Here is a 22417-nt window from a genome sequence, read left to right on the forward strand (position 1 = left end):
AGTAGGAACAGAGCGCTACCGAAGCGCCGCCTCCGCCTCGCCGATATAATCTCGCGTGAGCGGCAGGGCGTGGCGATCGCGGGCGAACTGGAATTGATAGTTGACCAGTCCGCCATAGCGGAAGCTGACCATCGATCCGGCGAGATAATAGGTCCACATCCGGTAGAAGCGTTCGTCGTACAGCGCGACGATCGCGTCCTTCGCCGCAACGGTACGGTCGTACCAAGCGTCGAGCGTCAGGGCATAGTGGAGCCGCAGCACTTCCACGTCGGTGCAGAACAGGCGCAGGCCCTCATAGCCCTGTGCGATCTCACTCAGCGCCGGGATATAGCCGCCGGGGAAGATATATTTCGACGTGAAGGTGTCGGTGACACCGGGGCCGCCGGCGCGGCCGATGGTGTGCATCAGCATCACGCCGTCGTCGGTCAGCAACTCGCGACATTTGGCGAAGAAGCTGCGATAATGCTTTGTCCCGACATGCTCGAACATGCCGACCGACACGATCCGGTCGAACCGGCCGGACATGTTGCGATAGTCGATCAGCTCGAAGCGGACATGGTCGGCGACCCCGGCCTCTTCGGCGCGGCGGCGGGCGACCTTCAGCTGTTCCTCGCTCAGTGTGATGCCGGTGACGTCGGCGCCGGTCTTGGCGTGGATATAGAGCGCCATGCCGCCCCAGCCGCAGCCGATGTCGAGCACGCGCATACCGGGCCGGATCGCGAGCTTGGCGACGATATGCGCCTTCTTGTCGGCCTGCGCCTGTTCGAGGCTGTTGGCGGGATCGGTGAAATAGGCGCAGGAATATTGGCGGTCGGCGTCGAGGAACAGGTCGTACAACCGGTCGGACAGATCATAGTGATGCGCGACGTTGCGCTTCGCCCGCCGCGCCATGTTGGCGCGGGCCAGACGGAAGCGCAGGCTCGCCAGCCCGCGGCCGAGCGCGGTGCCCGCCAGCGCCGGGCTGCCGCGCTCCCAAAGATTGCTGGCCGTCGCCATCGCCAGCAGGCCGCGAATGTCGCCCTGCTCGATGCTCAGGCCACCGTCCATGAACGCCTCCGCCGCGCCGGTCGCGGGATCGCGCAGGATCTGGAGCGCCACGCCCTTCGCCAGACGGATGGTGACGGGCGGGAAATCGGGATCGGGCGTCCCGAAGGTTCGGGTGCTGCCGTCGGGGTGAATGACGGTCAGTTCACCGCGTTTGAAGGCGCGGGCGAAGAATGCGTCGATGAGGGCCATGGTTGGTGCGCTATCGTATCGATCCGCGCCAGGAAACCCCGTTTACGAGGCGCGAGCGAGCAGGGCGTGCGCCTGTCGCAGGTGCGGCGCGTCGACCATGCGGCCGTCGACGCTGAGCGCGCCGGCGCCCGGATGGGCGGCGAAGGCGTCGACGATCGCCTGTGCCTTCGCGATCGCTTCCGCTGTCGGTGTGAAGGCGGCGTTGATGATCGGAACCTGCGCTGGGTGGATCGCCATCATGCCCGTGAAACCGTCGCGCGCGCCGCGGCGGGCATAGGCCTCCAGCCCGGCAGTGTCGCGGAAGGCGGGATAGACGGTTTCGATCGGAGCGACGCCGGCCGCGGCGGCGCCGAACAGAGTGAGCGCGCGGGCCATGTGATAGGGCGCGGTATAGCTGCCATCGTCCTCGCGGCTGCTCTCGGCACCGATCGCCGCGGGCAGGTCCTCCGCGCCCCAGGTCAGGCCGGCGAGACGCGCCGGGGCGTCGGCATAGGTGCCGAGGTGGAAGATCGCGCGCGGGGTCTCGGTGGCGATGGGGAGGATCGGTGCGGTGCGGTCGCCGCGGTCCGCGAGACGGGCGTCGAGGTCTAGCACCGATGCGCTCCCCTCCGCCTTGGGCAGCACCCAGCCGTCGGGACGGGCGGGGGCGACGGCGTCGAGGTCCATGTCCGCTAGGCCGCTGTCGAGCGGATTGATGCGGACGAACAGCGCAACCGCGCGGTCGGTCTGGCTGAGAAAGTCGGCGACGGCGCGGCGGGCGGTGTCCTTGGCAGTCGGGGCGACCGCGTCCTCCAGGTCGAGGATCAGCGCGTCGGCGCCGCTTGCCAGAGCCTTTTCCATCCGGTCGGGCCGGTCGCCGGGGACGAAGAGGAGCGAGCGGAGGCGCATTGGGTCGATTTTCCTACGTCGTCTTCCCCGCGAAGGCGGGGATCAATAGTCGCTTAGGGCGGTGAGTCTCACAATGTTCAGCCAGAATTTATTCCCGCCTTCGCGGGAACGACCGAATGCGCGCTAAATCCCCGCATACCATTCGTACCCCGCGACGTCCTCCCAATAGCCGCCCTTGCCGCCGAACACCCCGTCGAGCGACGCCACCGCTTCGATGCGCTGAACATATTTCGCATGTTTGTAGCCCAACTGCCGCTCGACGCGCAGGCGGACGGGGGCGCCGTTGGGCACGCCGAGCAGGCGGTCGTTGAGCATCCACGCCAGGATCGTCTGCGGATGGAAGGCGTCGATCAGGTCGATCGATTCATAATAGGGCCGCCCGCCCAGCACATCGGCGCAGTGGAAGACGAGGTAGCGGGCATCATCGCGCAGGCCGGCGAATTCCAGGATGGGCTTGAGCCGCGGACCGGTCCATTTGCCGATCGCGCTCCAGCCCTCGACACAATCGTGGCGGGTGATCTGGGTCCGCGCCGGCATCGCCCGCAGGTCGGCGAGCGACAGGTCGAGCGGGCGCCGGACCAGCCCGTCGATCCGCACTCGCCAGTCGGCGAAGCGGTTGGCGGCGGATGCGTTGTAATCGGGCGTGTTCGGATTGCGCGTGCCGTTGGGACGGAAGAAGGGCGACCGCTGGTCGGCGCGGAATTCGGGTGCCAGCGCGGTACGGTCGGTCAGCCCACGCTGGAGGATGCGATGGCCGTCCTCCGCCGAGGACAGCACGCGCTGGCCGATATCGCTCGACGCCACGCGGTCGCAGCCGGCGAGCAGCCCGCCCGCGGCGGTGACCAGCGCCTGTCTGCGGGTCAGGATCATTCCGGCACCCGCCAGTTGCCGGTGATCATCGACCGCACCTCGTTCCACACACCCGCCAGGATGACGAGGGCGAGGTGGACGATGACGAACAGGCCGATCGCGGTCGCGAACAGGAAATGGATCGACCGCGCCGACTGGCGGCCGCCGAAGATATCGAGCAGCCACGGCCACGCCGCGTCCATCCCCGGCGACATGGCGAGCCCGGTCAGGATCAGCCCCGGCAGGGCGACGAAGATGACGAACACATAGCTCAGCTTCTGGAAGATATTGTAGGCGCGCGGGTCGGCGGGATCGTGGAAGCGCAGTGCCACATGCTCGCGCACGTCATGCGCCAGCACCCGCGGCGACAGCTCCTTTGCCCGAACCCGCAGGTCGCGCTGGATGTGACGGTTCAACAGGCTGACGATCATGAACGCCAGCAGCGCGAAGGCGAGGACGAGCGCGAAGAAGAGATGCCATCGTCGGGCAAGCGCGAGGTTGTAGCTTTCCGGGATCGTCAGCCAGCCGGGCACCCGCCCGCCGTCGAATATCCAGGCGACATGGAACCAGGCCGGATCGAAGTTGGCGCCATAACGGCCCCAATAGAGGTGCGGATGCGCGTTGAGGATCATCAGTCCGCTGCCGAGCAGGATGATGACGCTGATAGCCGTCACCCAATGCCATATGCGCGTCGACAGGGCGTGGCGGCGGATGACCGGTCCGGTTGCGGGAGCGTGAATGTCGGACGCGCTGGTCATCGGTTCCGAAACGTCCCGTCCCCCCAAGCGCTCCGCCAAAAGTTGCGATAACGCGGTCTATTCGTCAGCCTTCGTCACCTTTGTCACTTTTGGTGGCGGCGGCCCTCACGCCCGGTGAAGCAGATCGAAGCGATGTAGGAAAATGGTTTTTCTCTGAAATCCTCCCCTGCAAGGGGAGGTGGCTGGCCGCAGGCCAGACGGAGGGGTGTCACCCTATCCGGATAACGGGACACCCCTCCGTCGCGCTGACGCGCGCCACCTCCCCTTCCAGGGGAGGACTTTTTTGATCACCCATAGGCGCGCCAGAAGAACACCGCCGTCGTCGCGCCCGTCACCGTCAGCGTCCAGATGCGGACGGCGCGGGGCGAAAGCCTCTTGCCGATCGCCGCGCCCAGCCAGCCGCCTAGGATGCCGCCGACGAGCATCGGCAACGCCGCGGTCCAGCGGACCATGCCGAACCAGACGAACACGAATGCCGCGGCGAAATTGGCCACCGCCAGCATCAGCGTGCGCGGTGCGAACATCGCACGCGGGGTGATGTTGGCGAGCAGGCCATAGACCGCCGTCGTGATGAGGCCGACGCCCCCGCCGAAATAGCCGCCATAGACCCCGAGGAACGTCTGGGCGACGACCAACGTCCGCGGACCGATCGTCACCCGCGCGTGCAGCCATCCCGCCGCCGCCTTGCCGAACAGCATTACCAGAAAGGCGAACAGCAGCAGCCACGGGATGATCAGGTCGAAGGCGCGGCTGGGCGTGATCACCAGCAAAGCACTGCCGGCGAGGCCGCCCATGAAGGTAATGAGCGCCAGCGTCCGCCAACCGACCCCGCCGAGCGGCCCCAGTTCCGTGCGATAAGCGAAAGCACTGGCACCCGCCCCGGGCAGCAGCGCGACGTTCGAGGTCGCATTGGCGATGTTCGCCGGCAAACCCAGCGCGATGAGCGACGGCAGTGTCGCGAACGTCCCCCCGCCCGCCAGCGCGTTCATCGCCCCGCCCACGCAGCCGGCGGCGAAGGGAAGGAGGTAAGGGGCAATCGTCGACATGCGCTGTCCCTAACCGTGTCCGCGCGGGTGTCGAGGTTTGCGGCGGATTTTGGTGGGAAGCTGACATTGTGCGTGGGCGTGGTATAGTCGCGGCATGGCAAGCCACGAACGGTATGGAAGCTACCAAATAAGCTGGCGAGAAAACGGCGAGCAGTTTGTTGCCCTTTTGCGTTCGACGGCAGAGGAAGACCCGCCGGCAATCATCACAACCACGGTCAGTGAAGGCATGGCAGCGCTCAAGTCCCGCACATTTGCAGTTATCGACGCGGGAGTGGCGGAAGCATATCGTCCCAACTTGCTAGCACCGAACGGAGCATCGCCAGTTGAAGCATTTGACGCATTTTTAAGCGTTAAAGAACTGGAGGTCGGCGAGCCACTATCCGCCTTGCCTGCGGAACCTAGCCGCCTCAGCGCTGGATGGGCTTTCTTCTACCAGTCTCGTGCCTACGTGGAGACCGGAGCTTTCGAGAAAATGCTTGTCGGACATGGGCCCGTGGTTATCACGGATGATGGGCGCATCATTGAGGGTGGTTCATTGGATGGCGACCCCGAGGAAATGCTCCGTCGTTAATACACGGAACGACCGCTAGTTGGTGAAACCAGTCCAACGTTCACCCCAGCGCGGCCTGCTTTTCCTCTGCCAGCCGGTCGAGTTCCGCACGGCTCTTGCGCTCGGCACTGGTCTTCAACTGTCCACAAGCCGCATCGATGTCGCGACCGCGGGGCGTGCGGACGGGGGCCGAGATGCCGCCTTCGAACACGATGTTTGAAAAGGACCGCACCCGCTCCGGCGTCGAGGTTTCATAATCCGAGCCGGGCCACGGGTTGAACGGGATCAGATTGACCTTCGCCGGCAGCTTGTACTGCTTCAACAGGCGCACGAGTTCATGCGCCTCTTCGTCGCTGTCGTTCTTGTCCTTGATCATCACATATTCGAACGTGATGCGGCGCGCGTTGTTGGCGCCCGGATAATCGGCGCAGGCCTGTAGCAGCTGCTCGATGCCGTATTTCTTGTTGAGCGGCACGAGTTCGTCGCGGACGTCCTTCGTCACCGCATGCAGCGAGACGGCGAGGTTGACGCCGATCTCGTCGCCCGCCCGCGCCATCAGCGGCACGACGCCGCTGGTCGACAGGGTGATGCGGCGCTTGCTGAGCGCCAGGCCGTCGCCGTCCATCACCAGCTTCAGCGCATCGCGGACGTTGTCGAAATTATACAGCGGCTCGCCCATGCCCATCATCACGATGTTGGTGAGCATGCGGCCTTCGGGCTGGCTCGGCCATTCGCCCAGCGCATCGCGGGCGAGCATCACCTGACCGACGATCTCCGCCGGGGTCAGGTTGCGGACCAGTCGCATCGTGCCGGTGTGGCAGAAACGGCAATTGAGCGTGCAGCCGACCTGGCTCGATACGCAGAGCGTCCCGCGGTCGGCGTCGGGGATGAACACCGCCTCGTAATCCTGCCCGTCGTCGGAGCGGAGCAGCCACTTGCGCGTGCCGTCACTGCTGACCTGGGCGGTGACGACTTCGGGCCGCGAGATGACGAAGCGCTGTGCCAGCCACGGGCGCAGCTGCTTCGAGATGTCGGTCATCAGCTCGAAATCGGTGACGCCGCGGTTGTACATCCAGTGCCACAGCTGCTTGGCACGCAGCTTGGCTTGTTTCGGCTCCAATTGCGCCGTTTCCAGCGCCATGCGCAGGTCGTCGCGCGACAGGCCGAGCAGGTCGATCCGCCCATCGCTGCGCATCGGAAGCGGGCGAGGGACGGGCACGGGGTCGATATGCCCGGGAATGGACATGGGGGCGGCCGAGGCTGAATGCATCCGCGCCATATAGCCGATCGGGCGGGGTTTTTCTACCTCGCGCGGAGGATGGTGTTCCGACTGACCTTCAACCGTTCGCTCTGAGCTTGTCGACGGGCTGTCCTTCTTCGTGCCGCGAGCTTGTCGGCACGAAGAGAAGGGCAGTGCTTCGACAAGCTCAGCACGAACGGTGGAAGTTTAGCGACGCGCACATCCCACCGCCGCCGCGTCGATCGCGGTCGCGGCGCCTTGCAGGGCATAGACGTCGACGATCGGCCGGCGATTGCGGCCACGGGTTTCGACGCTCATGCTGCGCCCGCCGCGCATCGCGGCGACGATGGCGGTGTCGGTCGCGGCGTCGGGGGACCAGGCGTCAGTCGGGCCGGCGAGCAGGTCGAAGCGGCGCTGGCCGATCGACAGCGTCACCTTGGCCCCGTCGGCGCGGGGGCGGCTGAGGTGGACGTGAAGCTGATGGCGCAGGCCCGCACCGGGCCAGGTCGCGATGCTGGCGAAGGGGCGGGTCGGGCGGGGCCGGCCGAGCGGTTCGGCGATGGCGAAGCAGCGCGCGGGCGCGGCGTCGCGGAAAGCGCCCCAGCCGGCGTAGATGCCGATCTCCTGCCGCCCCGGCAGCGCCGCCTGCGCGAGAAGTGCGAAGAATAGGCTCATGTCGGCGTCTCGTGCGCGCCGGTGCCGCGGTGGACGACGGTTTCCCGTCCACCCTCGATCAGCGCGATCGAGCCCTGCGGCAGGGCGGGAGCGATGGGGGCGTCGAAGCCGGGGAGGACGTCCTGCCCCGTCATCACGCCGCGCAGCACGCGGCTCGACATGCCGTGCATGATGACGAGGCGGTCGCTCGGGTCGTCGTCGGTGTCGTCGAGCCACCCCGATACGCGCATCGCGATCGCATCATACCATTCGCCACCCTCCGGCGGGCGGGTGTAGAGGCCCTGGTCGCGGTCGACGAAGTCGCCGACCTGCGGGATGAGGTCGCGGTAGTAGCGACCGCTCCACGACCCCATGCCGATCTCGACCAGCCGGGGGTCGGTGCGCGTCTCGTGCCAGTCGAGTTCCAGATGCTCGGCGATCACCGCCAGCGTCTGGAGCGCGCGGCCGGCCGGAGAGCACCACAGGGTCAACTTCGGTGAAGGGCCGAGCAGGTCGCGCAGCGCTGCGCCCATCGCGTCCGCCTGGGCGAATCCGGCGCGGGTCAGCGGCGTGTGCGGGTGATCGCCCTGCATCCGGCCGGCGTGATTGTAGACCGTCTCGCCATGCCGCGCCACGAAATCGCGGCCGGCGCGGGTGCGTCGTGGAGTCATGGGCGGAACGATTGACGGCCTGCGCGCGACTTGTCCACAGGTCTTAGACGCGGGTTTACCATCCGGTAATCCCCTCTGTCCGAGAGGGAACGGGCGCTTGCTCCCGACTGGTTTCGGGGTAGAAAGCATAACGGCAGATTTGCCACCGGCGGCCGCGCGCGAGTCGTTACGGGGGGCGTTCCGGGGGTTTTGAAGGCATGAAGGCGACGATCGAACGCGCGACCCTGTTGAAGGGCCTCAGCCACGTCCAGTCGGTGGTCGAGCGGCGCAACACCATTCCCATCCTGTCGAACGTGCTGATCGATGCGACCGGCGAGGGCGCGATCCGGCTGATGGCGACCGACCTCGACCTTCAGGTCGACGAGACGGTGCCGGCCGCGGTCGACCAGCCCGGCACGACGACGGTCAGCGCGCACACGCTGTTCGACATCGCCCGCAAGCTGCCCGAAGGCTCGCAGGTCGAGCTGTCCGCTGCCGAGGGGCGCCTGCAAATCCGCGCCGGCCGCTATAATTCGTCGCTGCCGACGCTGCCGCGCGACGATTTCCCGGTGATTGCCGAAGGGGAGCTGCCGACGACGTTCGAACTGCCGGCGGAAACGCTCAAGCAGATCATCGACAAGACGCGCTTCGCGATCTCGACCGAAGAGACGCGCTATTATCTGAACGGCATCTTCCTGCACGTCGCCGACGATAACGGCCAGCCGGTGCTGAAGGCGGCGGCGACCGATGGCCACCGTCTGGCACGCGTGACCGTCGCCCGTCCCGAGGGGGCGGAGGCGATGCCGGACGTGATCGTGCCGCGCAAATGCGTCGCCGAACTGCGCAAGCTGCTCGATGAGGTCGACGGATCGGTCGGCGTGTCGCTGTCGGGCAGCAAGATCCGCTTCGATCTCGGCCAGGCGATCCTGACCAGCAAGCTGATCGACGGCACCTTCCCCGATTATTCGCGCGTCATCCCGACCGCGAACGACAAGCTGCTGAAGCTCGACCCGCGCAGCTTCGAAGAGGGCGTCGACCGCGTCTCGACCATCGCCAGCGAAAAGACCCGTGCGGTCAAGATGGCGCTCGACCGCGACAAGATCACGCTGTCGGTCACGAGCCCGGAAAACGGCGCGGCGATCGAGGAAGTGCCCGGCGACTATGCGTCGATGCCGTTCGAGATCGGCTTCAACAGCCGCTATCTGCTGGATATCCTGAACCAGATCCAGGGCGATACGGTGGAGGTCCACCTGAATGACGCAGCGGCGCCGACGCTGATCCGTGAGAACGACAAGTCGCCGGCGCTGTACGTGCTGATGCCGATGCGGGTCTGAGGGGGGGGGGGCGAGCCAGGCCGAAAAGCAAAGCCTATCGGCCGGCGCCGCTTGAGCAGCGACCGACCCCGGCCTTAGCAAGGGTAGGCTCACGAGATTTATTCTCGCGATGGTTCCTGACCTTGCGACCGTCACTCCCGCAAAAGCGAATCGCTGCGAAAGCCCCGTCGTTGCTCCCGCGCAGGCGGGAGCCCAGGGCTACGGGCGACTCAAGCCGTCGTATTACTTGACCCTGGGTTCCCGCCTGCGCGGGAACACCGACGGGTTGGCCCTAACGCGGATGCTTTTTGCAGACATCCCGGGATGTGAGAGTCCTGAGTCGCTGCAAGGACTGAGCCCCATGTCGTTCAGCGGAATTGATCCCCGTCTTCGCGGGGACGACGGTGGGGCCGCTCTTACCTCGCTCCAACTTACGCGAGAGCCCAAAGGGGTAGGCGGCGGCCTCACCCCTCCGCTGCGCCCGGTTGGCGCGATTCTTCCGGCTGCCCGGCCACCAATGTCGGCGCCGGTCCGGTCGCCGGACGCAGCCCTTCGCGTTCGCTGTCGGGTACCGGTGCGGTCGGATCGGGGCGGAAGGCGTCCGGTGCGCGGTCGGTGGGGCCGGGATGGGGTTTGTCGAGCGCCAGATCGGGGGCGGGATGCTCGGCGTTTCCGGCGAATGCCTGTTTGGCCGCACCGCTCTTCATCATCCGCCGGGCCAGATAGGCGCCGCCGCCCGCCAGTGCCGCGCCGAGCGTCAGCAGTCCGAACGTGTGCGCGCTGGGGATCGGCGATGTCGGGCGGGGATCGGCAACCATCGGGAATAACTCCTTGTCATGCTTTCCCCGTTAACGGCGTAGCGCGACGCTGCGTTCCCGCACCGACAGCCATCTTGATTCGCCGCAATATATCCCCCATACTGACATTGTTGTAAGTAAGGATGCGTCATGGCTTCCAAAGCGATCGAATATCCCGGACAGGCCCGCACATCGGCGAACGTGGCGCCCTATAATCCCGGCAAGCCGCTGAAGCGCGACTGGCGCTCGGCGTGGCGTGCGCTGCGTAAGCTGATGGCGAACGGCGACGACACGGTGCAGGTGTTCCGCATCATGCGCGCGCTGAACGCGGATGCCAGCCAGAAGGGCTATCGCAAGCTGATCGGTACGCGCGACGGGGGCCGGATCGCCTATGAGCGCGTCGAGCTGGCCGAGAAGTTCAGCGACCGTGCCTGGCTCGATTCGCTCCCCGACGGCACGGTCGGCGCGGCCTATCGCGCGTTCCTCGATCGCACCGGCTTCTCGGCCGCCGGCCTCGCCGATATCAGCGTGACCGATTACGATCCGGACGCGGTGGTGGTCGAACACCCCTATACCTGGTTCGGCCGGCGCGAGCGCGACATGCACGACATCTGGCACACGCTGACCGGCTATACCGCGGAGGAGCATCTGGGCGAGCTGTGCCTGGTCGCCTTTTCCTATGCGCAGACGGGCGGGCTCGGCTGGGCCGCGATCGCCGGGATGGGGGCACTGAAAAGCCTGTCGACGACGAAGTCCACCGCCGTCCTGCGCGCGGTTCTGGAAGGTTATCGGCACGGCAAGCGCGCGAAGTGGCTGTCGGGCGAGGATTATGTGACACTGCTCGCCGAACCGCTGGAGGCGGCGCGGCGGCGGCTGGGGATCGCGGAGCCGGTGCGGTACCACAAGGCGCAGGCGATGCTGGCGGCGAAGGGCGTGCAGGCGATTTGAGGACGTCGCGCGATTAGTCGGGCTCACCCTCCGTTCGTGCTGAGCTTGTCGAAGCACCGTTCTTCGATACGCCCGCTTATCGCTCGCGGCTCAAAGAACGGTGCTTCGACAAGCTCAGCACGAACGGGGGGGGCTGCGGATGTCCAATCCTCCCTTGTAAGGGGAGGTGGCGCGCGTCAGCGCGGCGGAGGGGTGTCCAGCTTTCCGGATAGGGTGATACCCCTCCGTCAGCGCTACGCGCCGCCACCTCCCCTTGCAGGGGAGGATAATTGGTCGGGCTACGCCGCCAGCGCCCATCCCGGTTCGTCGTCGTTGGCGGGTTTGCGCATCGCCTGAGCCGTCCGCTGTCGCCGCGGTGCCCGCGTCCGCGCGCGGCCGGGGAGGGGCAGGGTGCGCAGCCATGCCTTGATGCCGGCGACCCGCGTTACCGATACGGCCGTGATGACCGCGACCGCGGCGTCGAGATAGGCGGTCACCTCGAACATCGTCACCCATCCGGCGAACTCCGGCAGGCCCATCGCCAGGACGCGCGCGGCTTCGTGGCCGAGCACAGCCACGAGCAGACCGGTCCCGCCGAACATCAGCACCGCGAGCGTCACATGACCGCGCGTAATTCGCGACAGACGCGCCGCCGGGCGGTCCACCAGCAGCCCGCGCATCAGCCGCCCCGCCGGCGTCTCGCCGGCCAGCGCCAACGCTGCCCATGTCAGCAGCATCGCGACGATAATATCGAGCATGTCTGTCCTCAGTCGTTCCTCAGACGTAACAGATGGGAAGATGCTGTCCGTGGTTCCAGAGTGAGCCGGCGCTCGATTCTTTCGATAGGACACGGTGCCGGGTTCCGGCGAGGACCGGAGCGTTGGCGGGCGTGGGGACTTAGATTGCCGGCGCCGGAGCACATTGGGATACCGGTCCGACCGATCCTTCCCTAAGGATGGACGGTCCATGCTCTCCCGCCTCGTCCTCACCGACTATCGCAACCATGCCGCGACGACCCTGCCTGTGTCGCCGGGCTTCGTCGTGCTGGCCGGCGACAATGGCGCGGGGAAGACCAACGTGCTGGAGGCGGTGTCACTGCTCGCGCCCGGCCGGGGTCTGCGGCGTGCGGCGCTGTCGGCGATCGCGCGGGTCGATGGCGGGGGCGGCTTCGGGGTCGCGGCGACGTTGGTCGACGGGGACGAGATCGCGACGGGGACGCTGGCGTCGGCGCCCGAGCGACGGATCGTGCGCATCAACGGCGCGACCGCGACTGCGAACGCGCTGGCGGAGCGGATCAGCATCCTGTGGCTGACCCCGGCGATGGATCGGCTGTTCGTCGAGCCCGCGTCGGAACGGCGACGCTTCCTCGACCGGCTGGTGCTGGCGCTGGCACCGGCGCACGCGCATCACTCCGCCCGCTATGAGGCGGCGATGCGCCAGCGCAACCGCCTGCTGGCCGACGAGGCACCGGCCGACCCGAACTGGCTGACCGCGCTGGAGGCGGCGATGGTCGAGCATGGCGCCGCGATCGCGACGGCGCGCCGGATGACCGTGGACGCGCTGAACGAGCGGCTGGCCGAGGCGCCGGGCGGCTTTGCGCGCGCCGGCCTGTCGATCGACGGCGGGGAGGAGGACGGGCTGTCCCGTCTCCTGGCGGAGGGCCGCCGCCGCGATGCCGCTGCGGCCCGTACGCTGGTCGGCCCGCATCGCAGCGACCTGATCGTCACCCACCGCGACAAGGGGCAGCCGGCTGCGATCAGCTCGACCGGCGAGCAGAAGGCGTTGCTGTTTGGCATCGTGCTGGCCCATGCCGCGCTGGTCGCCGAGCGGACCGGGCGACCGCCGGTGCTGCTGCTCGACGAGGTTGCCGCGCACCTCGATCCGCAGCGCCGCGCCGCCCTGTTCGATGCGCTGTCGGGGGTGGGGCAGGTGTGGATGACGGGGACCGAGTCGGCGTTGTTCGCAGCACTGCCGGGGGATGCGGTGCGACTGCATGTCGATGGTGGCCAAATAACCGGCGTTTAACCTTCGCACGGTAACGATGTCGGCGAACACCCGGGCCTTCAGCGCCCGTGATGGAGACCGACGTGACCGAAACGATCCCGCAGTCCGGCAGCCTCGCCGCCAGCATCGATCTCGACCAGCGCCTGCGCGTGTTCGGGTTCGATACGGCGATGGCGGAGGCCAGCCGCGCCGTCTGGACGATCATCGAGCCCGAGGTCGATACCGTGGCCGAGGCCTATTGGCGCCAGTGGCTGACACATTTCGGCGACCAGCGCGACTGGGCGCCGCATGAAACGCGCAAGATGATCGACCTGGGGTCGGCGTTCCTGCGCGAACGCTTCCTGCACACTTCCAGCCGCGGCTGGATCGAATCGATCGAGCGATCGGTGTCGGCGGCCTATGCCGCGGGCGTCCATCCGACCGCGCTGCGATCGATGATCTGCGCCAGCGACCGCGTCGCGCTGGAGATCGTGTTGCGCAAGGCGGAGCCGGGCGACCCTGCGCTGACGGGCATGATCGACGCGCTGATGCGCCTGACCAGCCTGGAGGGCGATATTACCGGCTCCATCTATCGCATGTTGCAGGTGAACGAGGAGCGGTCGGTGCGCGATCGCCTGGCGACCGATTTCCGCGAGAAGATCGCCGCGACCGTCGAACAGGTGTCGCAGACCGGCGGCTCGCTGCGCGACCAGGCGGGGTCGACCTCGCTCGCGGCGCGCGGGATGCTGGGCAAGACCAGCGAAGTCGCAGCGGCGGCCGAGCAGTCGGCAGTCGCGATGCGCGAAGCGGCACAGACTGCCGCCGGCCTGATCCGTGCGATCGAGGATGCCCGGCTGGAGGTCGAGACCGCGGCCGAAGTCGCCACCCGCGCCAGCGGCCAGGCGAGCGAGGCGGTGGGCATGAGCGAGGCGCTCAGCGATCACGCCAAGTCGATCGAATCGATCCTGGGCCTGATCCGCGACATCGCCGGACAGACCAACCTGCTGGCGCTCAACGCCACGATCGAGGCGGCGCGCGCCGGCGACGCCGGGCGCGGCTTCGCGGTGGTCGCGCAGGAGGTGAAGAGCCTCGCCAACCAGACCGCGCGCGCGACCGACGACATCGCCGCGAAGATCGCCGCGATCCAGTCCGCCACGCGCATGACCGTCGAAACCAATGCCAGCATCAAGGCGACCGTCGTCGAGGTGCAGGATTCGGCCAACCGCATTCGCCACGCGATGGAGGCACAGGCGACGACCGTCACCGCGATTACCGCCTCGGTCGACGAAACCGCTCTTGCCGCCGATTCGATGTCGGCGACGATCGCAGCGATCCGCGAGGATACCGAAACTGTCGCCGCCGACATCGATCGCGTCGGATCGGGCTTCACGGCGCTGGAAGGGCAGCTCGATGCCCTGCGCGGCAACACCGGGGAATTCGTGACGAAGGTCGCCGCCTAAGCCAGCCGTTCAGCATGGCTTAACCATTATCAACTAAGACGGGACTGTGTCTGTTTCGGCACGCAGCTCCCTAGCTGAAAAGACCCTGGGCCGCCCGTGTGGCGGCCCTTTCTTTGCGCGCACGTTGCACTTCGGCGTCGAAGCGCGTAGCCGCGCCGGATCATGACAGCTTCAGCATCCGTGGCGGTCGCGCTCGTATCGGGCGGGCTCGATTCGATGGTTTCCGCAGCGCGCGCGCGCGAAGACGGGCACCGTCTGGTCGCCTTGTCGATCGACTATAACCAGCGCCACCAGATCGAACTCGCCGCTGCACGCCGCGTCGCGATCGCGCTGGGCGCCGAACGTCACGTCGTCCTGCCGCTCGACCTGTCGGCATTCGGCGGCTCCGCGCTGACCGACGACATCGCGGTGCCGAAGGACGGCGTGGGCGAGGGGATCCCGGTCACCTATGTCCCGGCGCGCAACACTATCTTTCTCAGCCTCGCGCTCGGCTGGGCCGAGGCGATCGGCGCGCGCGACCTGTATATCGGGGTCAATGCGCTCGACTATTCGGGCTATCCCGATTGCCGCCCGGAATTCATCGCCGCGTTCGAGCAACTCGCCGAACTCGCGACCAAGGCGGGTGTCGAAGGCGCGCCGTTCCGCATCCGTGCGCCGCTCCAACACATGACCAAGGCGGAGATCGTGGTCGAGGCGGCGCGGCTGGGGCTCGACGCCGGGATCAGCTGGTCCTGCTACGATCCCGCGCCGGGCGGCCTGCACTGCGGACTGTGCGACAGCTGCCGGTTACGCTCGAAGGGATTCGAGGACGCCGGGCGGCCCGATCCCACAGCCTATGCGGTCCGTCCGTAAGGAGAGTCGCGTGACCTACGCGGTCAAGGAAATGTTCCTCACGCTCCAGGGCGAGGGCGTGAATGCGGGGCGGCGCGCGGTATTCGTGCGCTTTGCCGGCTGCAACCTATGGTCGGGGCGCGAGCAGGACCGGGCGGCGGCAGTGTGCAAATTCTGCGACACCGATTTCGTCGGCACCGATGGGGTGGGCGGCGGCAAGTTCGCGACCGCCGATCTGCTCGTGGCCGAAGTCGCGGGGCATTGGGGCGAGGGGCGCGACCGCCGCTTCGTCGTCCTGACCGGTGGCGAGCCGATGTTGCAGGTGGACGACGCGCTGGTCGATGCGCTGCACGCCGCGGGCTTCGAGATCGCGATCGAGAGCAACGGAACACTGCCCGCGCATCCGCGACTCGACTGGGTCTGCATCAGCCCCAAGGCGGGGAGCGAGGTCGTTCAGCGGGCCGGGGACGAACTGAAGCTCGTCTGGCCCCAGCCGGGCAGCGATCCCGACGCGATGGAGGGGTGGGACTTCGCCCATTTCCTCGTGCAGCCGATGGACGATGCGCGGGGAGCGGAGAATGTCCGTGCCGCGGTCGATTTCGCGATGGCGCGGCCGAAGTGGCGGTTGTCGCTCCAGACGCACAAGGCGCTGGGGTTGCGGTAAGCCTTCCTTGCGCCGTCTCCCTACCGTTCGCCCTGAGCTTGTCGAAGGGCTGCCCTTCTTTCAGTCGCGCCGCTCGCAACAGAAGGGCAGGGCTTCGACAGGCTCAGCCCGAACGGGGTGTGGCGCGCAGATCACCGCCGCCGCGTGCGTACCCACTGCTTCGGGCCGCCGCCCAGGTACATCGGCACCTTCCACAGCAGATAGCCCGGCACGCTCATCAGTGCCGCACCGGTCAGCGTGCCGCGGCCCTCGCGCAGCCAGCCGAGGATCGTCATCACGCCGGCCAGTGCGATGAGCAAGGCGAGGGTGATCGCCGGCTGGGCGGTGACCCCCATCAGCGCCGCCAGCGCGAGGATGACGACGACGATCGCGCCGCTCATGAACAACGTCGCGAGCGGCGGCACGAGCATGTGCAGGCCGAGCGCGACCTGCGCCCGCGACCCCGCCGCGATCCCGCGCAGCAGCGTCGGCAACGCCCAACGCCGCGCGCTCTGGATGAAGCCCATTTCCCAGCGGCGGCGCTGTTCGCGCAGGTCGTCGACATGCGCCGACGGGCTGGAGACGCGGCCGCCCGGCTCCAGCATCACGCGGTGCCCGGCGCGGGTCAGCGCGATGCCGAGTTCCATGTCCTCGACGACATTGCCCGTCGCCAGCGCAGCGTCGCGATAGATGCTCCACGGAAAGGCCATGCCGGTCCCGGTCAGCAACGTCGCCCCGCCGAGCCGATAGACGCCGCGCGCGCGGATGAGATTCTTTACCAGCATCGCAAAGCTTGAGATCTGGACGAGCGGGCGCGCGGCGAGATCGTCTTCGAGCAGGTTGACGCACTGGACCGGCTGGCCGCTCGCATGGGCGCGGGCGGCCAAGCGCTCGATGGTGCCGCGGGTGATCGTGCAATCGGCGTCGATGACGATGACGACGTCGGGCGGCGATGCGGAAAGGTGGTCGCGGCCGAAGCTGAGCGCATAGCCCTTGCCGCGGCGGACGGGGTCGTGGCGCTCGATCGCCTCGGCCCCGGCACGGCGGGCTTCCTCGGCGGTCGCATCGCTGCAATTATCGGCGACGACCAGGATGCGTGTGCCCGCAGGTGCGACCGCGGCGATCGCCGCGACGGTCCGGCCGATGCCGGCCTGTTCGTCATGCGCGGGGATCAGCACGGCGGCGCGGGCGTCGCCGGACGGCAGCGGTCCGGCGGATGGCGCGGGCAGTCCGACCAGCACTTCGATCGTATAGATCAGGAACGGGATCGCGATCAGCGCGGCCACCGCCCACAGCAGCACGGTGATCACGGCGTGCCTGCCTGGCGTGCGGCGACGATGCCGGACAGGAAGTCCTGATACTGGCGCGCGATCGTCGGCCAGTAGAAATTCTCGACGCGCGGGTTGGGCGCGCCCTTGCCGCGGGCGAGGGCGGTCGCCAGCGCTGCATCGAGCGCGCCGTCGTCCTGCGTATCGCACAAGGGCTGGTCGTCGCCGACGATCCAGCGCAGCCGCGACGTGTCATGGCCGACGATCGGCAGGCCGCAAGCCATCGCCTCGACGAAGACGTTGCCGAAGGATTCGAGCAGCGACATGTGCAGGAAGGTGTCGGCGCTGTGATAAAGTACCGGCATGTCGGGGGCGGCGACCGTGATGTTCGAGAAGCGGCCGGGCAGGTGGCGTTCAGCCTCCGCCTTCACTTGATCGCGCAAGGGGCCATCGCCCGCGACGACCAGATGTGCGGTAGGATGCCGTCCGACCGCCCGGATGCCGTCGATCACTCGCTTGGTATCGATCAGCGCGCTGACCATCAGCACGACCGGGCGATCCTGCGGCAGTCCGAAGCGGGCGCGATCGGACGCCTTGCCCTGATAGGCGGCGGCGGAGATGCCGTTGGGGATCAGCGCGCAGGTCCAGCGCGGCTGGTTGCGCTCGAAATAATCGGGGTTGGTGCAGACCAAGCCATCGCATCGAAAGGTGCGATATTCGCCTGATGTCGCGAAAGCCGACCAGTCGCCGTTTTGCGTGACAAAGATTTGCGCCGGCTTGCGCGCGGCCGGGCGTCGCAAGGCCCAGTGCGTGAACGGGAAGGAACAGGTGACGACCGCGTCATAGTCCGCCGGGCGATAGCGCCTCAGCAACGCGGCGGCGAAGGTGGCGTCTTCCCAATTCACTTCGCTGCGCAAAGGGGGGATGGACGGTAGCGATTCGAAGCGTTCGCGTCGGATCGACCCGACCTGCTCGAAATCATAGGCGACGCCGTCGCGTGGCGGGCCGGAGCCCATCACGCGAACGGCATTGCCCGCCAGCGCCAGTTCGTTGGCGACGGCAAGCAGGGCGACTTCGGCCCCCCGGTCGAACCGATGGAAGCCGGGGAGCGCGAAGAGGATCCGCATCAGTATGTCAGTCGATCGGTCGGTCGGCGACTTACTGCGCAGCCGGCGTCGCCGCCGCCTTGGGCGTCGGCGCGCCCTTCGGCGGGGGTGCGAAGCCCTGCTGATACTCGATCTTGGCGGTGCTGGTCGCGGCCTTCAGGCGACGCTGGACGGCCTCGCCCAGTTCCTCGTCACGCAGCGCATTGGCGGCGACCGGCTTGGCGGTGTCGCCCAGCATCGGCAGCGGGCGACGGCCGGTAATGACCGCGGCGGTCACGACGTTGCCGGCCGGCACGATGAAGGGCTCGCCGTTCGGCAGCTTGTAGATCTGCTGCAGCACGTTCGGGTCGATCCGCGCGGTGTCCAGTTCGCCCTGGCCCCGCTCGAACTTGATGCCCAGCTGCTGCAGCGCCGCCGCCACCTGGTCCATGCTGTGCGCGTTCTTCAGCGCGTCGAGCTGCTTGGGGTCCTGCGGCATCGCGAACTGGATGCGATCGAGCGACAGGATCGCGCGGTCGCCGAACGCGAACGGACGGTTCTTCATGAATTCGTCGACCTTGGTCGCGGTCGGGATGCGGATCGTCGAGCCGATCTTCTTTGCCAGCAGCTGGATCAGCAGCGTGTCGTCGAGCGTACGGCGGCGAATCAGATATTCCGCGCTCTTGTCGATGCCGTCCTCCTTGGCGACCTGCGCCAGCAGGCGGCGATCGATGATCCGCTGCAATGCCTGCTTGCGGATCAGTTCCTTGTCGGCGCCCTTGGGCAGTTCGGTGGTGCCGATCTCGGCGTTCACTTCCTGCACCGTGATCTCGTCGCCGTTGACGACGGCGGCGACCTGGCCCTCCGCCTTCTTGTTGCAGGCGGCGAGCGGCGCCATCACGGCCACGGCGCTGGCGAGCAGAATAAACTTCTTCACTGTCGTTTCCCCACTAGAAAGATCAGGCCGTCGCGGCGCGCGCCCTGGTCGCTTCGTCCCCAAACAGGATTGTCTTCAACTTCGGCGGCGCGGCGCGATCGAGCATCGCGACGAACTTGCGCGCGGTATCGAACCCGGTGACATTGTCGCCGTCGACCAGCGACACGCGGGCGAGCAAGCCGTCCGGCACCGTCTGCGCCAGATTGGCGCGCAGCACGTCGAAGCGCTGTTCCATCCAGCTTTGCGGGAAGGACTGGCCGATGCGGGTCCAGTAGAGGACCTGTTCGGTCCGGTTCGGATTATTCGCAACGAATTGATTCGCACCGAAGCTGGTGCCGTCGCCATCGGAGACGGTGATCGGCACGGTCGGCGTCAGAGCATAGCCACCTGCGGTATAGCAGAACTCCGGCCGATGGACCTGGAGCATCCCGTCCTGCAAGTTGCTGTAGGCGATCAACAGCATGACCGTCGGCAGGTTGGGGGCGGTGTACACACGCGTCACGAGATTGTCGTACAGCCGGTCCGACATTGCATCGGACGGCGGCAGGACGACGCCGCTCGACTGCGCGAATGTCCATTCGCCGACCTTGGCCGGCACCATCTTGTCGACGGTTCCCGGTGCCATGCGCGTACGTGTCTGGTTCGGCATGCGGGCATATGCCGCGCCGGAGGCGGCCGCGATCAGCCCGCCGAACACGATGTGCCGGCGGCGGAACAGAGGCGATTTGGGTGCGTCGTCAGCCAACGGAACGCTCCTTCTGGTTCGACAGGGCGGGCGACAAGGCGTTCTCTCGCCCACGACGCGCGAAGCGTACCCACAGCCGATGCCCGATCGCATCGACCAGGATGATCGTACCGAGCGCCACCGCGAAGGTCAGCAATCCCGCAAAATCATGAAGAAAGCCCTGCGCCGGGGCATCGCCCATATAATAGGTCAACAGGATCAGCACCAGCACGCGGACGAAATTGGCGAGCAAGGCGATCGGCACGACGGTCAGCGTCAGCAGCAGCGAATAGACCGGGTCGGCCTGGTGCCGCACATAGACGTAGAACAGCGAGATCGCCGACAGCGAGATGATCGAATTCAGACCCGAGCAGGCGGCGGCGACCAGCAGTTCATACTGGCCGATCAGGATCGTGACGCCCGCCCCGCCGATCGGATAGCCGAGCGCGGACAGAAGGCCGATCGCGCTCTGCGAAACCAGCGTCTTCATCGGCAGCGTGACGAACGCGACGACCGTATCGGGCGGCGGGAACATGAACGAGATATAGACCAGCGGAAACCAGAGCTTACGCATCGCCCGACCGCCGATGACGCTGTAGAGCGCGATCAGCAGCAGGCCGTACATCGCAAACCCCTCGACCTCGACGATCTGCGAGATGCGGGCGATGAAATAGACCGGGACGAGCAGCGCGAAAAGCAAGGCCGGACGCCACGTCGGCGGCACCCGGAAATAGGGGCGCGCATCCGGGAACAATCGCCAGAGCAGCCAGAACCCCGTCGCCATCACGATCGGGCCGTGTCCGCCCTGTTCGGTAGTCCAGGTGGCCGACGCGACGAACAGCATGGTCGGCGTCGCAAGAATGGCGACACCGATCAGCAGGATCGCCAGCGGCAGGGGGACGTGGCGTAGCCGGTCCCTGACCTGATCCAGCGACCGTCCGAATCTGGGGGCGCCTGTCGGCGCGATATCGGGGGTCATGACTTTACGTTTTTCCGAAAAATTCGCGTAATCCCCATCGCGCGATATGTATCGAAGGGGTACAGCCGTTGCAATCTATACTAAAGTCTGCGGTTTAAGCGAGAGGCAATTCGCGACGCTTTCCTGTAGATACGTTGTCTTTAGGGACACTTATGGCGCGATGCCCCAAATTTCGGTTAAGATCATGGACGACGGGTCGGCGATAGGTTCGTCGACCGGCGGATCGCCTGAACCCGGGTGCGGTCGGCTTAGGGAAGACACGGTATGACGGCTCCACGCGCTGCGGGACGACGGATGCGCCTTGGCGGGCTGGCGATGCTGTTCGCGTGCCTGCTCGGGCTCGCCGGGGCCGCGAGCGGCGGTCTGCTCGCGCCAGCCTCGACGCAACTGATCGCGGACGAGGTCCGGCTTGACCAGCATGCGCCGATCGCCAGCAATTTCGACCGCCGCCGCGAGCTTCAACGTGCCGATGTGCCGGCCAGTGCTTCGCCGGATGTCGTCGGCGCCTTTCGCTTCATCTGTCAGGCCGGGCATATCTCCGCCGACGATCCGATCGTCTATCCGGGGCAGAGGGGCAGATCGCATCTCCACCAGTTCTTCGGCAACACGCTGACCAATGCCGACAGCAGCTACGAAAGCCTGCGCACGACCGGTGACAGCACCTGTATGGGGCCGCTCAATCGCTCGGCCTATTGGATGCCGGCGATGCTCAACGGGATGGGGCAGGTGGTTCGTCCTGATTATGTCAGCATTTATTACAAGCGATTGCCCGAAAGCGATCCGGCGTGCCGCCGCCAGGGCCGCGCCTGCGTCCCGCTGCCGCGCGGACTGCGGTTCATATTCGGGCACGACATGCTCGACATGCGCAATGCGCCGACCGGCAATGCCTATTGGAACTGTCAGGGCGCGGGCGCGACGCCGGGTCATTACCCCTCGTTGGCGGAGGCGCGTCGCCACTGCGCGGCCGGTTCGCAGATCGGCGCGATCATCGTCGCGCCCGATTGCTGGGACGGCGCGAACCTGGACAGTCCCGACCACCGGAGCCACATTTCCTATGCCGGCTATGGCGACACCGGCGTCCTGCGGTGTCCGGCAAGCCACCCCTTCGTCATCCCGCAGTTCACGCTGGGCGCCTGGTACACATCCGACGCCTCGCTGCCGAAATGGCATCTGTCATCCGACCGGATGCCCGGCATGGCGCCGATGGAGGACGGGACGTCGCTCCATTCCGACTGGTGGGGTGCCTGGGATGACGAGACGATGGCGACCTGGACGGCGCATTGCATCAACCGCAAGCTCAACTGTTCGGATGGCGTATTGGGTGACGGCACCGGCATGAAGCGGCCGGCCGGGTTCGGCTACACGGCGACCCCGCGGCTCGTCCGCGTGCCATAAGGCATCAAGCGTTCGACCCGATCCAAGTCGAAACCCGCCGTGAGCAAAGTCGAGGAGAGAGGACTTCTACGTCACTCGGCATCAGCGGTATCGGGTGCGCCCAACCGTCCGCGCGATGGCCCTGTCATGGCGATGGCGTATCATATTGTTACAGGTCGCGTTCAATCCGCTGGTTAACGGCTCCTTTTTCGATTCGCTGGAACG

Annotated in this window: 23 protein-coding genes; 8 read left to right on the plus strand and 15 right to left on the minus strand. The window is 66.9% G+C overall.

Annotated features, from left to right (window positions below; all coding sequences use genetic code 11):
• Nucleotides 1-15: 15 nt before the first annotated feature.
• The 5 genes from ACFSC3_RS12435 to ACFSC3_RS12455 all read right to left on the minus strand — a co-directional run bounded on the left by ACFSC3_RS12435 (nt 16) and on the right by ACFSC3_RS12455 (nt 4777).
• Entirely contained in the window at nt 16-1236 is a 1221-nt protein-coding gene (locus tag ACFSC3_RS12435; protein WP_380940756.1) for a class I SAM-dependent methyltransferase, read from the minus strand.
• A 42-nt stretch (nt 1237-1278) separates the two neighbouring features.
• Nucleotides 1279-2124: an HpcH/HpaI aldolase/citrate lyase family protein gene (locus ACFSC3_RS12440; protein ID WP_380940757.1), complete on the minus strand. Its 846-nt coding sequence runs from the start codon at nt 2122-2124 to the stop codon at nt 1279-1281.
• Between the two features lie 123 nt (nt 2125-2247).
• Complete coding sequence (locus tag ACFSC3_RS12445; RefSeq protein ID WP_380940758.1) at nt 2248-2994, minus strand: molybdopterin-dependent oxidoreductase; 747 nt, start codon at nt 2992-2994, stop codon at nt 2248-2250.
• Nucleotides 2991-3731 (minus strand): cytochrome b/b6 domain-containing protein, encoded by a 741-nt coding sequence (locus ACFSC3_RS12450; protein ID WP_380940759.1) that lies wholly within the window; start codon nt 3729-3731, stop codon nt 2991-2993. The genes ACFSC3_RS12445 and ACFSC3_RS12450 overlap by 4 nt, the downstream gene beginning before the upstream one ends.
• Before the next feature lie 287 nt (nt 3732-4018).
• Nucleotides 4019-4777: a sulfite exporter TauE/SafE family protein gene (locus tag ACFSC3_RS12455; RefSeq protein ID WP_380940760.1), complete on the minus strand. Its 759-nt coding sequence runs from the start codon at nt 4775-4777 to the stop codon at nt 4019-4021.
• A gap of 94 nt (nt 4778-4871) precedes the next feature.
• Between ACFSC3_RS12455 and ACFSC3_RS12460 the strand changes: the two genes are divergently transcribed.
• On the plus strand, nt 4872-5348 hold the full coding sequence (locus ACFSC3_RS12460; RefSeq protein ID WP_380940761.1) for a YrhB domain-containing protein: 477 nt from the start codon (nt 4872-4874) through the stop codon (nt 5346-5348).
• Nucleotides 5349-5388: 40 nt separating this feature from the next.
• On the opposite strand, the gene rlmN is transcribed toward ACFSC3_RS12460, so the two are convergent.
• The 3 genes from rlmN to ACFSC3_RS12475 all read right to left on the minus strand — a co-directional run bounded on the left by rlmN (nt 5389) and on the right by ACFSC3_RS12475 (nt 7892).
• Nucleotides 5389-6597, minus strand: a complete 1209-nt coding sequence (gene rlmN, locus ACFSC3_RS12465) for a dual-specificity RNA methyltransferase RlmN (protein WP_380940762.1) — start codon at nt 6595-6597, stop codon at nt 5389-5391.
• 177 nt (nt 6598-6774) lie between these two features.
• Nucleotides 6775-7242: a hypothetical protein gene (locus tag ACFSC3_RS12470; protein WP_380940763.1), complete on the minus strand. Its 468-nt coding sequence runs from the start codon at nt 7240-7242 to the stop codon at nt 6775-6777.
• Nucleotides 7239-7892: a histidine phosphatase family protein gene (locus tag ACFSC3_RS12475; protein ID WP_380940764.1), complete on the minus strand. Its 654-nt coding sequence runs from the start codon at nt 7890-7892 to the stop codon at nt 7239-7241. Before ACFSC3_RS12475 ends, ACFSC3_RS12470 begins: the two co-directional genes overlap by 4 nt.
• 197 nt (nt 7893-8089) lie before the next feature.
• Here ACFSC3_RS12475 and dnaN point away from each other — a divergent pair, with 197 nt between their 5' ends.
• Nucleotides 8090-9205, plus strand: a complete 1116-nt coding sequence (gene dnaN / locus ACFSC3_RS12480; protein WP_380940765.1) for a DNA polymerase III subunit beta — start codon at nt 8090-8092, stop codon at nt 9203-9205.
• Between the two features lie 443 nt (nt 9206-9648).
• Here the strand turns inward: dnaN and ACFSC3_RS12485 are convergent, their stop codons facing one another.
• Nucleotides 9649-10002 (minus strand): hypothetical protein, encoded by a 354-nt coding sequence (locus tag ACFSC3_RS12485; RefSeq protein ID WP_380940766.1) that lies wholly within the window; start codon nt 10000-10002, stop codon nt 9649-9651.
• Nucleotides 10003-10131: 129 nt separating this feature from the next.
• Between ACFSC3_RS12485 and ACFSC3_RS12490 the strand changes: the two genes are divergently transcribed.
• Nucleotides 10132-10929 (plus strand): Coq4 family protein, encoded by a 798-nt coding sequence (locus tag ACFSC3_RS12490; RefSeq protein WP_380940767.1) that lies wholly within the window; start codon nt 10132-10134, stop codon nt 10927-10929.
• 278 nt (nt 10930-11207) lie between these two features.
• On the opposite strand, the gene ACFSC3_RS12495 is transcribed toward ACFSC3_RS12490, so the two are convergent.
• A complete protein-coding gene (locus ACFSC3_RS12495) occupies nt 11208-11666 on the minus strand; it encodes a hypothetical protein (protein ID WP_380940768.1) in 459 nt (152 codons plus the stop codon).
• Between the two features lie 208 nt (nt 11667-11874).
• Between ACFSC3_RS12495 and recF the strand changes: the two genes are divergently transcribed.
• The 4 genes from recF to queE all read left to right on the plus strand — a co-directional run bounded on the left by recF (nt 11875) and on the right by queE (nt 15846).
• Nucleotides 11875-12933, plus strand: coding sequence for a DNA replication/repair protein RecF (gene recF, locus ACFSC3_RS12500; protein ID WP_380940769.1), 1059 nt, complete (start codon nt 11875-11877; stop codon nt 12931-12933).
• Nucleotides 12934-13007: 74 nt separating this feature from the next.
• Nucleotides 13008-14351, plus strand: coding sequence for a methyl-accepting chemotaxis protein (locus ACFSC3_RS12505; protein WP_417774579.1), 1344 nt, complete (start codon nt 13008-13010; stop codon nt 14349-14351).
• A gap of 162 nt (nt 14352-14513) precedes the next feature.
• Nucleotides 14514-15203, plus strand: coding sequence for a 7-cyano-7-deazaguanine synthase QueC (queC, locus tag ACFSC3_RS12510; RefSeq protein ID WP_380940771.1), 690 nt, complete (start codon nt 14514-14516; stop codon nt 15201-15203).
• A gap of 10 nt (nt 15204-15213) precedes the next feature.
• Nucleotides 15214-15846 carry a 7-carboxy-7-deazaguanine synthase gene (queE, locus tag ACFSC3_RS12515; RefSeq protein WP_380940772.1) on the plus strand — a complete coding sequence of 211 codons (633 nt, stop codon included), beginning with the start codon at nt 15214-15216 and terminating at the stop codon, nt 15844-15846.
• 131 nt (nt 15847-15977) lie between these two features.
• Here the strand turns inward: queE and ACFSC3_RS12520 are convergent, their stop codons facing one another.
• The 5 genes from ACFSC3_RS12520 to xrtV are packed head-to-tail and all read right to left on the minus strand — an operon-like array spanning nt 15978 to nt 20818.
• Entirely contained in the window at nt 15978-17135 is a 1158-nt protein-coding gene (locus ACFSC3_RS12520; RefSeq protein ID WP_380940773.1) for a glycosyltransferase family 2 protein, read from the minus strand.
• Entirely contained in the window at nt 17132-18220 is a 1089-nt protein-coding gene (locus tag ACFSC3_RS12525) for a glycosyltransferase family 4 protein (protein ID WP_380940774.1), read from the minus strand. The genes ACFSC3_RS12520 and ACFSC3_RS12525 overlap by 4 nt, the downstream gene beginning before the upstream one ends.
• A 31-nt stretch (nt 18221-18251) precedes the next feature.
• Nucleotides 18252-19115, minus strand: a complete 864-nt coding sequence (locus tag ACFSC3_RS12530) for a SurA N-terminal domain-containing protein (protein WP_380940775.1) — start codon at nt 19113-19115, stop codon at nt 18252-18254.
• A gap of 22 nt (nt 19116-19137) precedes the next feature.
• Complete coding sequence (gene epsI / locus ACFSC3_RS12535) at nt 19138-19860, minus strand: exosortase-associated protein EpsI, V-type (RefSeq protein WP_380940776.1); 723 nt, start codon at nt 19858-19860, stop codon at nt 19138-19140.
• A complete protein-coding gene (gene xrtV / locus ACFSC3_RS12540) occupies nt 19853-20818 on the minus strand; it encodes an exosortase V (protein WP_380940777.1) in 966 nt (321 codons plus the stop codon). Before xrtV ends, epsI begins: the two co-directional genes overlap by 8 nt.
• 264 nt (nt 20819-21082) lie before the next feature.
• On the opposite strand from xrtV, the gene ACFSC3_RS12545 reads away from it, so the two are divergent.
• Entirely contained in the window at nt 21083-22213 is a 1131-nt protein-coding gene (locus tag ACFSC3_RS12545; protein WP_380940778.1) for a DUF1996 domain-containing protein, read from the plus strand.
• Nucleotides 22214-22417: the final 204 nt, after the last annotated feature.

The organism is Sphingomonas floccifaciens, assembly GCF_042681125.1.
GTDB lineage: Bacteria > Pseudomonadota > Alphaproteobacteria > Sphingomonadales > Sphingomonadaceae > Sphingomonas > Sphingomonas floccifaciens.